Genomic DNA, 10,811 nt, shown 5'->3' with positions numbered 1-10,811 from the left:
GTTTGCAGGCCTACGCCGAAGCCGGCGCCGATGTGCTTTACGCCCCGGGCCTGCGTACCGCCGAGGAAATTCGCGCGGTGGTGCAGGCCCTGGCGCCGCGCCCGGTGAATGTGTTGATGGGCATGGCAGGCGTGCCGCTGAGCGTGAACCAGTTGCAGGACCTGGGTGTGCGCCGCATCAGTGTCGGCTCGTCGCTGGCTCGCGCCGCCTTGGGGGCGTTCCACCGGGCTGCGCTGGAAATCCGCGATGAGGGTACATTCGGCTATGGGGAGCAGGCACTGCCATTCGCTCAGCTGAACGACCTGTTCCGCCGTTGATGAAGGCCGTGCTGGCGCTGTTGGCCGGCGTGCTGCTGCTGGCCGGCCTGGCCTGGTACTCCGGTTGGCGTCTGCCCGCCGCCTGGAATCCTTGGGCGCCGCTGGACGTACGCCAGCCGCCCAATGTCCTGACCCCTTCCAAGCTCGCACGCCTGCGCGATGACCCGGCGCTGTGCCGACAGGCGCTGGAAACCAGCCAGCTGCGTTACCGGGCGCAAGCCGACAGCCCGACTTCCGCCAACTGCCCGCTGCAAAACGTATGGCGCATCGAGGGCGGCCAAGCGCGGCTCAGCAGCAGCTTTCTGGCCAGTTGCCCGCTGGCGGTGGCCTATGCGCTGTTTGAAAACCATGGTCTGCAGCCTGTGGCACAGCGGGTGTTGGGCCAGTCGGTGGCTCAGGTGGATCACTTGGGCAGTTTTGCCTGCCGCAACGTCTACCACCGCAAGCAGGGCCGCCTGAGCCAGCACGCCACAGCCAATGCACTGGATATCAGTGGCTTTCGCCTGCAGGACGGCCAGCGCATTGTGCTGGCCCGTGACTGGCAGGCCGGTGGGCAGAAGGCGGAATTCTTGCGGCAAGTGCAGCAGGCGGCCTGCGAGAGCTTCAGCACGGTACTGGGGCCGGGCTACAACGCCGCGCACCACAACCACTTTCATCTGGACATGGGGCGCTGGCAGGTCTGCCGTTAGCCTCAGGCGTGAACGCGCACGTTGTTCAGCACCACCGGGCGTGCCCAGTGGATATCGAACTCCAGGTCGTTCTGCTGCTTGGCCAGGGTTGTGTCATCAAACGGTTCGGGCGCCGGGTCCAGCAGGTCGGTTTCGAATTCGGCGATGGGCAGGAACAATGCGCGCGGGGTAGGGCCTGGGCCGGGTTCGGCAATCGGCTGGCCTTGGCTCATCACCACCGGGCGCATCCAGCTGTTGCTGATATCGAGCTGACGCTGCTGCTCGATCAGTTCCAGGGCACTGAACGGCTCGGGAGCAGGGGGCAGCAGCTTGGCTTCAAGCTCTGCCTTGGGCAGGAACAGCGGTTCGGGCGGGGCCACCTCGGTGTCTTGCACCGGGCAGGCGCGCTGGGCGTCGATCAGCGCCAGTGCGCGGGCGCCGCCGATGGGTTCGCCGCTGTCCTGGTCATACTGCACGAACGACTGGCTGACGCTGTCTACGGGCTCTTCCTGCTGCTCGGCCATGGCCCGGGCAAAAAAGTCCTGCCACAGGTGGCTGACGCCCCCGAGTGCCTGGGTGTTGTGCTGACTGTAGTTGCCGACAGGCGACAAGTAGGTCAAGCCGATGGGAAGAGTATCTGACATGGCAGTCGCGCGCGTTGTGCTCTGGCAGAATAGCGGGATATTGCCTGTATCGGCCGTGGCTGCCGATTCATTAAGGCTTGGTTTGACTTTTTAGGTGTGGACGATGGAAGAGCAAGGCACGGGTATCAGGGTCGAAGCGATGTCGACTGAGTATGCGGAACAGGCCAAGGCGTGGGCCGAGCGTCTAAGCCTGCCGCTACAGGACGATAGCGCCGGCTTCGCCGTGCAGGTGGGCGCCGAGGGTTTGCAGATTCAGCAACTGGGCCCGCAGGCACCGGGGCCGGTGCGGGTGGACTTCGTTGAAGGCCAGGCGGCGCACCGGCGCCAGTTTGGCGGTGGCAACGGGCAGATGATCGCCAAGGCCGTGGGCATTGCCCAAGGCGTGCGGCCGCAGGTGCTGGATGCCACGGCAGGCTTGGGCAAGGACGCATTCGTGCTGGCCAGCCTGGGCTGCCAGATGACCCTGATCGAGCGCCAGCCGCTGATTGCCGCGTTGCTGGAGGATGGCCTTGCGCGGGCCCGTGTGGATGAAGAAGTTGGGCCGATTGTCGGGCGCATGCGCTTGCTGACCGGCAACGCCATCGAGCGCATGCGCAGCTGGGAAGGGGAGGCGCCGCAGGTGATCTACCTCGACCCGATGTTCCCGCACCGGGACAAGAGCGCCTTGGTGAAAAAGGAAATGCGCGTGTTTCGGCCCTTGGTGGGGGATGACCTGGACGCCCCGGCCCTGCTCGAAGCCGCCCTGGCACTGGCCAGCCACCGGGTGGTGGTGAAGCGGCCGCGCAAGGCGCCGATCATTGATGGGCCCAAGCCCAGCCATAGCCTGGAGGGTAAGTCGAGCCGGTATGACATTTACCCGAAGAAGGCGCTGAAGGCCTGATTCTGTTGTGCCTGTGCCGGCCTTTTCGCGGCTTTAGCCGCGAAAAGGCCGGCACAGGCGCCCGAATTTCAGGGTTTGAACGCCCGCACAAACACCCCCACCACCTCCCGCACATGCGCCTCGGCCTCTTCGCCTTCCAGCGGCCCCGCACAGCCCAGCAGCAAGCGATAATCCGGCGCGCCTTTCACCAGGCAGAAGAAGTGCTCCGCCGCCCGCAGCGTGTCGTCAATGCGCAGCAGCCCACGTTCATTCGCCCCGCGCAGCAGCGCTTCCATCCCCGCCAGCACACGCTTGGGCCCGGCCTCGTAGAAATACTCGCCAAAACTCGGGTCCAGGCTGCCCTGAGCCATGATCAGGCGGCTGAGCTTGACCGCTTCGTCACTGCTGATCAGTGCCTGGAAACCACGGGCAATGGTCAGCAGTACCTCTTCTATTGGTACACCTTCGGGGTACTCGAACAACAGGTCAGGCAGCTGGATCTGGCAGGTGGCCATGACCGCCGAGCAGAACAAGGTCTGCTTGTCGGTGAAGTGGCTGTACACGGTGAGCTTTGAAACACCTGCCGCCGCAGCGACCGCATCCATGCTGGTGTTGGCATAGCCAAGGCTAAGGAACAGCGCCTTTGCCGCTTCGAGAATCGCTTCGCGCTTGGCCAGGTCCTTTGGCCGGCCTGGGCCGATGGGTGCGTCGTTGGGCATTGTGGTCTGCATCTGGTTGAAGAGTCGTTCATCTTAACGGGTCAGGCGCCATCCGGCTAAAACCAACCCGCAAAACCTGCTGTTCGCCAGTAGACAGTTGATCGACACTGGTGTCGTCACGCAGGCATTGGACGTGTTGCTTTGTTTTGTAAAGTACTGATTTTTAACGACTAATTTGTTGGCATGAATCGTGTTGATAGAGCAGTAAGGGCACCTTGCAAGGGTGCCGAGCCTATCGAACAGGAGTCCCCATGCCACGTGAAATTCGTTTGAACGCCTTCGAAATGAACTGTGTCGGCCACCAGTCGCCCGGCTTGTGGCGCCACCCCAAGGACCGTGCCTGGCAGTACAAGGACCTGGACTACTGGACCGACCTGGCCAAGCTGCTGGAGCGCGGCAAGTTCGACGGCATCTTCATCGCCGACGTGATCGGCATCTACGATGTGCTGGGCGGCAATGGCGACGCGGCCATCCGCCAGGCGGCCCAGGTGCCGGTGAACGACCCGCTAGCACTGATCACACCCATGGCGCTGGTCACCGAGCACCTCGGCTTCGGCCTGACGGCCTCGCTTACCTTCGAGCACCCGTACCCGTTCGCCCGTCGGCTATCGACCCTCGACCACCTGACCAAGGGCCGCATCGGCTGGAACATCGTCACCTCCTACCTCGACAGCGGTGCGCGCAACCTGGGGCAAAAGGCGCTGAGTGACCATGACGCCCGTTACGACTACGCCGACGAGTACCTGGAGGTGCTGTACAAGCTGTTCGAAGGCAGCTGGGAAGACGGTGCGGTGGTGCGCGACCGCGAAACCGGGCTGTTCACCGACCCGCGCAAAGTCCACGAGATCCGCCATCAGGGCAAACACTTCCAGGTCCCGGGCATCCACCTGTGCGAACCGTCGCCGCAGCGCACACCGGTGTTGTACCAGGCCGGAGCGTCCAGCCGTGGCAAGCACTTCGCCGCTGGCCATGCCGAATGCGTGTTTGTCGCCGCGCCGTCCAAGGTCATTCTGAAAAAGACCGTGGCCGATATTCGCCGCCGCGCCGGCGAAGCCGGGCGCGACCCGCGCAAGGTGCTGATCTTCAACATGCAGACAGTGATCGTCGACGATACCGATGCCAAGGCCCAGGCCAAATGGCAGGAGCTGAAAAGCTACGCCAGCTATGAAGGCGCCCTGGCGCTGATTTCCGGCTGGACCGGCATCGACTTCAGCAAGTACCAGCCCGACCAGGTGCTGGAGCATATCCACACCAATGCCATCCAGTCGGCTGTCGAGGCGTTTTCCACCGCCGACCCGAACAAGCGCTGGACCGTGCAGGAGCTGGCCGACTGGGTCGGCATCGGCGGCTTTGGCCCCCTGATCGTCGGCAGTGCGCAGACCGTAGCGGACGAGTTGCAGGCCTGGGTTGAAGAAACCGATGTCGACGGCTTCAACCTGACCTATGCCCTGGCCCACGAAACCTTCCGCGATGTGGTCGAGCTGCTGGTGCCCGAACTGCAGCAACGGGGGGCCTACAAGACCGAATACCGCCCCGGCACCCTGCGCGAGAAGCTGTTCGGTGACGGCCCACGGCTGCCGGCCACGCACCCGGCTGCCGGTTACCGCGACCTGAGCCGCCAACCCACCCCGGCCAGCATTACCGAGCCGGCCTGAGCCGACAGGGAGCCACGCGATGAATGTGCATGAATTTACCCCGCCGCAGGCTGATGCCGTGGCCGACAGCCACTTGCAGGCCCTGCAGCGCTGGGCCCGGGAGCGCCCAACCCGGGTCGCCCTGCGCCATCGGCGCCTGGGCGTGTGGAAGGCCTGGCGCTGGATCGACGTACAGCGAGAGGTCGAACGCCTGGCCGATGGTTTGAGCCAGCAGGGTTTTGTGGCAGGCGCGCGGCTTGCCTTGAGCGGTGCCTACGAGCCCAGCCTGGTGTTGCTTGCGTTGGCCGCACGGCGCCTGAATGGCCATACCCTGCTGATCCCCGCCAACAGCCGTGGCGAAGACTTGCAACGCCAGCTGCGCCTGGCCCACCCGGGGTTCGCCTTTGTCCAGCGCCGCGAACAAGTGGCGCAATGGCTACAAACGGGGTTGCACGGCCAATGGCCGCTGCAGTTGTTTGTGCCGCAAGCCGACGCCGTGCTCACAGGCCAATGGCAGGTTCAGCCGCTGTCGGCGCTGTTTGTCGGTGCTGCACCTGCAGCGCAGCGTTTGGGGTGGGCACAGGTCACCCGGGACGAGGTGCTCTGGGTCGATGAAGGCAGTGAATGGCGCGAAGGCCTGACACACCTGCTCGACCGCTGGCTGGAGCGGGGTGAAGGCCTGGCGTTTCCGGAAACGGCCGAGTCGGCCAGCCGCGATCGCCGCGAAATCGCCCCGACGGCGTTGCTGCTGTCTGCTGAACGGGTGCAGGCACTGGCCGATGAAATAGAGGCACGGCTGCCGCCTGCTGGCAGTTGGCAACGGCGGCTGTGCGACTGGGTGCAGCAAGATCCGCAACGCGGCTTGCGGCGCTGGCTGAAAACCCGCGTGCGGCAATTGCTCGGCTTCCAGCGCCTGCAACGCATCGATGTGCCCAGCGCCCCTGTTGCCTCGGGCACGGCGCGGCCGGCCTGGCTGCGTGATTACCTGGAGCGTGCGGCATGAGCGCCTTGCTGGAGGTGCGCAACGTGTCGCTGTCGTTCAAGGGCGTCAAGGCGATATCAGACCTGTCATTCAGTGTAAGGCGTGGGGAGATCTGCGCCCTCATCGGGCCCAATGGCGCGGGCAAAAGCTCGCTGCTGAACATCCTCAACGGCGTCTATCGCGCTGATGCCGGCCAGCTGTTTTTCGCCGAACAGCCGCTGCGCCGCCCGCACCCGCTGACCGCCGCACGGCTGGGCATTGGCCGCACGTTCCAGAACAACGCGTTGTTCAAGAAGATGAGCGTGCTCGACAACCTGCTGACCGGGCTGTCGCGTTTTCAGCGCAGTTTCTTCCTGGAGCAGGCGCTGGGGTTGCCGCGTGCCCGCCGCGAGGCGCGGGCGTTTGCCGAACGCGCCGAGCAGGTGCTGGAGTTTCTGGAATTGCAGGCCTGGCGCGAGGTGGCCGTTGGCAGCCTGCCCTATGGCCTGCAGAAACGCGTGGAGCTGGGCCGTGCGCTGATCGCCCATCCAACGCTCTTGCTGCTCGACGAACCGATGGCCGGCATGAACACCGAAGAGAAGCAGGAAATGAGCCGCTTCATCGCCGATATCAATCGTGACCTTGGCACCACGGTGATCCTGATCGAGCACGACATTCAAGTGGTGATGGGCCTGTCCAGCCATGTGGTGGTGCTGGATTACGGGCGCAAGGTGGGGGATGGCTCGCCCGCCGACGTGCAGGCCAACCCCGATGTAATCGCCGCGTACCTGGGGGCCGCACACTGATGAACTTCTTCCTCGAAACCCTGATCGGCGGCCTGCTCGCCGGCACCATGTATTCGCTGGTGGCGATCGGCTTCGTGCTGATTTACAAGGCCAGCGGCGTGTTCAACTTTGCCCAGGGCGCCATGCTGCTGTTTGCTGCACTGACCTTCGTCAGCCTGCACCAGCAAGGCCTGCCGTTTGCCGTGGCGCTGGCCATTACCGTGGTGGTGATGATCATCGGCGCACTGCTGATCGAACGGCTGGTGCTGCGGCCACTGGTCAACCGCTCACAGATCACCTTGTTCATGGCCACGCTGGGCCTGTCGTTCATCATCGAAGGGTTGGCCCAAGGGCTGATGGGGGCTCAGGTGCGCGCGCTGGACCTGGGCATCGAAGACGTGCCGCTGTTCGTCGGCGACATCATGATCAGCCAGTTCGACCTGGTGGCCGCTGGTGTTTCCGCTGCACTGGTAGCGCTGCTGGCCGTGCTGTTCAACCGCACCCGTATCGGCCTGGCCTTGCGCGCGGTGGCCGACGATACCCGTGCGGCGTTATCGCTGGGCATCAACCTCAACCGCATCTGGCAGGTGGTGTGGGCCGTGGCGGGCGTGGTCGGGCTGGTGGCCGGGCTGCTGTGGGGCGCACGCCAAGGTGTGCAGTTCTCATTGTCGCTGGTGGTGCTCAAGGCGCTGCCGGTACTGATCATCGGTGGGTTCACCTCGATTGGCGGGGCGATTGTCGGCGGCCTGATCGTGGGTGCCGCAGAGAACCTGGCCGAAGCCTACATCGGGCCGTTGATCGGCGGTGGCATCACCCCTTGGTTCGCCTACTTCCTGGCGCTGATCTTCCTTTACATCCGCCCGGCCGGCCTGTTCGGCGACCGAGCCATCGAACGGGTATGACCGCATGACCACGACTGCCGCGCGCCTGACAGCGCGCTTCGACGATGCACCGCTGACCCTGGTGGCACGCCACCGCCCGTTGGGCCTGGCCCTGTTGCTGCTGGTGGCCTTTGTCGTGCTGCCCTGGTTGGGCAGCGACTACTGGCTGAATGCGATTCTCATCCCGTTCCTGGTGCTGTCGCTGGCCGGCCTTGGCCTGAACCTGCTGACCGGCTACACCGGGCAGACCTCGGTGGGGGCGGCGGGCTTCATGGCGGTGGGGGCCTTTGCCACCTACGGCTTGCTGCTGCGTGTGCCGGGGCTGCCATTGCCGCTGGCGCTGCTGGGCGGCGGCCTGATCGCCGGGGTGGTAGGGCTGGTGTTCGGCCTGCCCAGTTCGCGCATCAAGGGTTTCTACCTGATGGTCACCACCCTGGCCGCGCAGTTCTTCCTGGAGTGGGTGTTCGCCAAGTTCCCGTGGTTCTACAACTACGCCTCGTCCGGCACCATCAGCGCACCGCGCCTGGAACTGTTCGGGCATAACCTGGCCACGCCAGCAGGGCGCTACCTGCTGACCCTCAGTTGCGTGGTGGTACTGACCTGGGTGGCGGTCAACCTGGTGCGTAGCCAGGTGGGCCGTAACTGGATGGCGATCCGCGACATGGACACCGCCGCCGCTGTCATCGGCATCCAGGTGGAGCGCTACAAGCGCCTGGCCTTTGCCGTCAGCGCGTTCTACCTGGGCATTGCCGGGGCGTTGTGGGCCTTTGCCTACCTGGGCACGGCCAGCGCCGGCAGCTTCGACATCAACCGCTCATTCCAGATCCTGTTCATCATCATTATCGGCGGCATGGGCAGCATTGCCGGCAACTTCATTGGCGCGGCCTTCATCAGCCTTACGCCGATCTTGCTCAGCCATGCCGGGCAGTGGCTGTTCAACGGCCATGTCGATGCCGGGCAATTGCAGAACCTGCAGAAAATCCTGTTCGGCAGCCTGATCATCTGGTTCCTGATCAAGGAGCCCGAGGGTCTGGTGCGCCTGCTGGGCAACCTGCGTGAACGCATTCGCGTCTGGCCGCTGCGCTTCTGAGCGATCCCACACCCATCGACAGCACCTTGACCCGGCCACGGGAGAGGAGGTTCACAACCCTTCACCTAAAAGTATCGACCATGCGAAAAACCATCACTCACGTACCTTTCAAACGTCACGCCGCTGCCCTGGGGCTTGCTCTGGGCCTTGCCTCGGCCTGGCAGCCGGTGGCCCAGGCCGCCAGCAACGAACAGTTCTTCCCGTTGGCCACCTACCGGGTTGGCGCTTACGCCTCCAGTGGCATTCCGGTATGGGCCGGGATGATCGACTACCTGCGCTACATCAACGAGGTCGAAGGCGGTATCAACGGCGTAAAGCTGGTCTGGCAGGAATGCGAAACCGAATGGACGGCCGAGAAGGGCATCGAATGCTATGAGCGCTTCAAGAATGGCCTGAACGGTGCGCCGGTGGCGTTGTATCAGCCTAACGGCGCACCGGCAGCCTACGCCCTGGCGGAAAAGGCCGAGGCCGACAAGATTCCGCTGATCACCCTGGGCTATGGCCGCACCGAAGCCACCGACGGCCGGGTGTTTCCCTACAACTTCCCGGTGATGCTGACGTTCTACAGCGAGGCCTCGGCGTTCATCAACTACGTGGCCGAGCGCGAAGGCGGGCTGGACAAGCTCAAGGGTAAAAAGATTGCCACTGTCTACCACGACTCCGCCTATGGCCGCGAAACCCAAGGGCCAATGGCACTGCTGGCGCAGAAATACGGCTTCGAGAACATCCAGATACCGGTGGCCGACCCGGGCAACGAACAGGCCGGCCAATGGCGCCAGGTGCGCCAGCAGAAGCCGGACTGGGTGTTCTTGCGTACCTGGGGTGTGTCCACGCCGGTAGCGATCAAGACGGCGGCACGTTTCGGCTTCCCGGTAGACCGCATCGTCGGCGACATCTGGGCCAGCTCCAACGAAGACGTGCTGCCGGCGGGCGAGGCTGGCAAGGGTTACCTGGCATTGACGCCCTATCCCGGCGGCGCCGATTTCGACATTCACCAGCGTATCCGCAAGTACATCGTCGACACCGGCAAGAGCGACCTCAAAGACCCGAAAAGCTTCGGCAGCGTGTACTACAACTCTGGCCTGGTGAACGCGGCCATCGCCGTCGAGGCCATCCGCACCGGGCAGAAGAAGTTCGGCAGCCGCCCACTGACTGGTGAGGAAGGGCGCTGGGGCCTGGAGCACCTGGACCTGGGCGATGCCCGTCTGAAGGAAATCGGCTTCCTTGGCCTGATGCAGCCGCTGAAGCTGTCGTGCAGCGACCATGAAGGGGGGGGCGCGGCCAAGGTGCAGCAATGGGATGGCCAGAAGTGGACGCTGGTGACCGATTGGGTACAGGCCGACCGCGCCACCCTGCGCCCGCTGATCGATGCCAAGGCAGGCGAGTTTGCCCGTGAGAAAGGTGTTACCCCCCGCGAATGCGCCAAAGACGAGGCCACCCCATGACCCACAGCCCGCTTGCTGCCGAGCATGCCCACCCGCTGTTGGGCGTGCAGGATATCGAAGTGATCTACGACGGCGCGATCCTGGCCGTGGCCGGGGTTTCCCTGCGGGTCGGGCAGGGCGACATCGTCGCCTTGCTGGGTGCCAATGGCGCAGGCAAGAGCACCACGCTCAAGGCCATTTCCGGGTTGCTGCAAGCCGACCGTGCGCGGGTCAGCCGTGGCCACATCCTCTTCCAGGGCCAGGACACCGCCGGCATCGCTGCCAACCGCCTGGCGGCCCAAGGCATTGTGCATGTGCTGGAGGGGCGGCACGTGTTTGCTCACCTCACGATCGAGGAAAACCTGCGTACCGGGGGCTTTCTGCGCAAGCCGGCACGGCGCGAACTGGAACAGGCGCTGGAGCGCATCTATGCCTGGTTCCCGCGTTTGAAAACCAAGCGCAAGACCCAGGCCGGGCTGACCTCGGGTGGCGAGCAGCAGATGCTGGCCATCGGCCGTGCGCTGATGACCCAGCCACGGCTGGTGCTGCTGGACGAGCCCTCGATGGGGCTGGCGCCGATCATCGTCGAAGAAATTTTCGACATCGTCGCCCAGCTCAATGCCAAGGAAGGCATGAGTTTTCTGGTGGCCGAACAGAACATCAACGTTGCCCTGCGCCATGCCGACTATGCCTACATCCTGGAGAACGGCCGGGTGGCGGGTCAGGGGGCTGCTACGGAGTTGGCTGCGCGCGAAGACCTGCGGCATTTCTACCTGGGGGGGCAACTGAAAGGGTAATGCCGGTGGTTTATCGGCGCCTGTGCGATCGA

12 protein-coding genes are annotated in these 10,811 nt (G+C 64.4%); 10 read left to right on the top strand and 2 right to left on the bottom strand.

Translation table 11 applies throughout. The annotated features are described in order from the left end of the window. On the top strand, positions 1-317 hold a 317-nt coding region (locus tag APH36_RS02555), incomplete at its 5' end, for an isocitrate lyase/phosphoenolpyruvate mutase family protein (protein WP_177337069.1). After that, entirely contained in the window at positions 317-1,006 is a 690-nt protein-coding gene (locus APH36_RS02550; protein WP_060497358.1) for an extensin family protein, read from the top strand. The genes APH36_RS02555 and APH36_RS02550, both read left to right, overlap by 1 nt. 2 nt (positions 1,007-1,008) lie before the next feature. Here the strand turns inward: APH36_RS02550 and APH36_RS02545 are convergent, their stop codons facing one another. After that, positions 1,009-1,629, bottom strand: a complete 621-nt coding sequence (locus APH36_RS02545) for a hypothetical protein (RefSeq protein ID WP_060497357.1) — start codon at positions 1,627-1,629, stop codon at positions 1,009-1,011. A 103-nt stretch (positions 1,630-1,732) separates the two neighbouring features. Between APH36_RS02545 and APH36_RS02540 the strand changes: the two genes are divergently transcribed. Continuing rightward, positions 1,733-2,509 (top strand): class I SAM-dependent methyltransferase, encoded by a 777-nt coding sequence (locus APH36_RS02540; protein ID WP_060497356.1) that lies wholly within the window; start codon positions 1,733-1,735, stop codon positions 2,507-2,509. Positions 2,510-2,577: 68 nt separating this feature from the next. On the opposite strand, the gene APH36_RS02535 is transcribed toward APH36_RS02540, so the two are convergent. Beyond that, entirely contained in the window at positions 2,578-3,219 is a 642-nt protein-coding gene (locus APH36_RS02535; protein WP_060497355.1) for a TetR/AcrR family transcriptional regulator, read from the bottom strand. Between the two features lie 239 nt (positions 3,220-3,458). On the opposite strand from APH36_RS02535, the gene APH36_RS02530 reads away from it, so the two are divergent. The 7 genes from APH36_RS02530 (at position 3,459) to APH36_RS02500 (ending at position 10,779) form a co-directional block, all read left to right on the top strand. After that, entirely contained in the window at positions 3,459-4,862 is a 1,404-nt protein-coding gene (locus APH36_RS02530; RefSeq protein WP_060497354.1) for an LLM class flavin-dependent oxidoreductase, read from the top strand. A 19-nt stretch (positions 4,863-4,881) separates the two neighbouring features. Further along, positions 4,882-5,844, top strand: coding sequence for an AMP-binding protein (locus APH36_RS02525; protein WP_060497353.1), 963 nt, complete (start codon positions 4,882-4,884; stop codon positions 5,842-5,844). Beyond that, positions 5,841-6,608 carry an ABC transporter ATP-binding protein gene (locus APH36_RS02520; protein WP_060497352.1) on the top strand — a complete coding sequence of 256 codons (768 nt, stop codon included), beginning with the start codon at positions 5,841-5,843 and terminating at the stop codon, positions 6,606-6,608. The genes APH36_RS02525 and APH36_RS02520 overlap by 4 nt, the downstream gene beginning before the upstream one ends. Continuing rightward, positions 6,608-7,489 carry a branched-chain amino acid ABC transporter permease gene (locus APH36_RS02515; protein WP_060497351.1) on the top strand — a complete coding sequence of 294 codons (882 nt, stop codon included), beginning with the start codon at positions 6,608-6,610 and terminating at the stop codon, positions 7,487-7,489. Before APH36_RS02520 ends, APH36_RS02515 begins: the two co-directional genes overlap by 1 nt. 4 nt (positions 7,490-7,493) lie before the next feature. Further along, positions 7,494-8,558 carry a branched-chain amino acid ABC transporter permease gene (locus APH36_RS02510; protein ID WP_060497350.1) on the top strand — a complete coding sequence of 355 codons (1,065 nt, stop codon included), beginning with the start codon at positions 7,494-7,496 and terminating at the stop codon, positions 8,556-8,558. 80 nt (positions 8,559-8,638) lie between these two features. After that, positions 8,639-10,003 (top strand): ABC transporter substrate-binding protein, encoded by a 1,365-nt coding sequence (locus tag APH36_RS02505; RefSeq protein WP_060497349.1) that lies wholly within the window; start codon positions 8,639-8,641, stop codon positions 10,001-10,003. Further along, a complete protein-coding gene (locus APH36_RS02500; RefSeq protein ID WP_060497348.1) occupies positions 10,000-10,779 on the top strand; it encodes an ABC transporter ATP-binding protein in 780 nt (259 codons plus the stop codon). Before APH36_RS02505 ends, APH36_RS02500 begins: the two co-directional genes overlap by 4 nt. Positions 10,780-10,811 lie beyond the last annotated feature (32 nt).

Origin of the sequence: Pseudomonas sp. NBRC 111133 (assembly GCF_001320605.1) — a bacterium.
Lineage (GTDB): Bacteria > Pseudomonadota > Gammaproteobacteria > Pseudomonadales > Pseudomonadaceae > Aquipseudomonas > Aquipseudomonas monteilii.
Note: the sequence above shows the minus strand (reverse complement) of the source record. Positions and strands in the feature narration are given on the sequence as shown.

What these genes read in the sequence shown, in the direction of transcription:
- APH36_RS02550 (WP_060497358.1), top strand. Translation starts at nt 317, where the DNA reads ATGAAGGCCGTGCTGGCGCTGTTGGCCGGCGTGCTGCTGCTGGCCGGC.
- APH36_RS02545 (WP_060497357.1), bottom strand. Translation starts at nt 1,629, where the DNA reads ATGTCAGATACTCTTCCCATCGGCTTGACCTACTTGTCGCCTGTCGGC.
- APH36_RS02540 (WP_060497356.1), top strand. Translation starts at nt 1,733, where the DNA reads ATGGAAGAGCAAGGCACGGGTATCAGGGTCGAAGCGATGTCGACTGAG.
- APH36_RS02535 (WP_060497355.1), bottom strand. Translation starts at nt 3,219, where the DNA reads ATGCAGACCACAATGCCCAACGACGCACCCATCGGCCCAGGCCGGCCA.
- APH36_RS02530 (WP_060497354.1), top strand. Translation starts at nt 3,459, where the DNA reads ATGCCACGTGAAATTCGTTTGAACGCCTTCGAAATGAACTGTGTCGGC.
- APH36_RS02525 (WP_060497353.1), top strand. Translation starts at nt 4,882, where the DNA reads ATGAATGTGCATGAATTTACCCCGCCGCAGGCTGATGCCGTGGCCGAC.
- APH36_RS02520 (WP_060497352.1), top strand. Translation starts at nt 5,841, where the DNA reads ATGAGCGCCTTGCTGGAGGTGCGCAACGTGTCGCTGTCGTTCAAGGGC.
- APH36_RS02515 (WP_060497351.1), top strand. Translation starts at nt 6,608, where the DNA reads ATGAACTTCTTCCTCGAAACCCTGATCGGCGGCCTGCTCGCCGGCACC.
- APH36_RS02510 (WP_060497350.1), top strand. Translation starts at nt 7,494, where the DNA reads ATGACCACGACTGCCGCGCGCCTGACAGCGCGCTTCGACGATGCACCG.
- APH36_RS02505 (WP_060497349.1), top strand. Translation starts at nt 8,639, where the DNA reads ATGCGAAAAACCATCACTCACGTACCTTTCAAACGTCACGCCGCTGCC.
- APH36_RS02500 (WP_060497348.1), top strand. Translation starts at nt 10,000, where the DNA reads ATGACCCACAGCCCGCTTGCTGCCGAGCATGCCCACCCGCTGTTGGGC.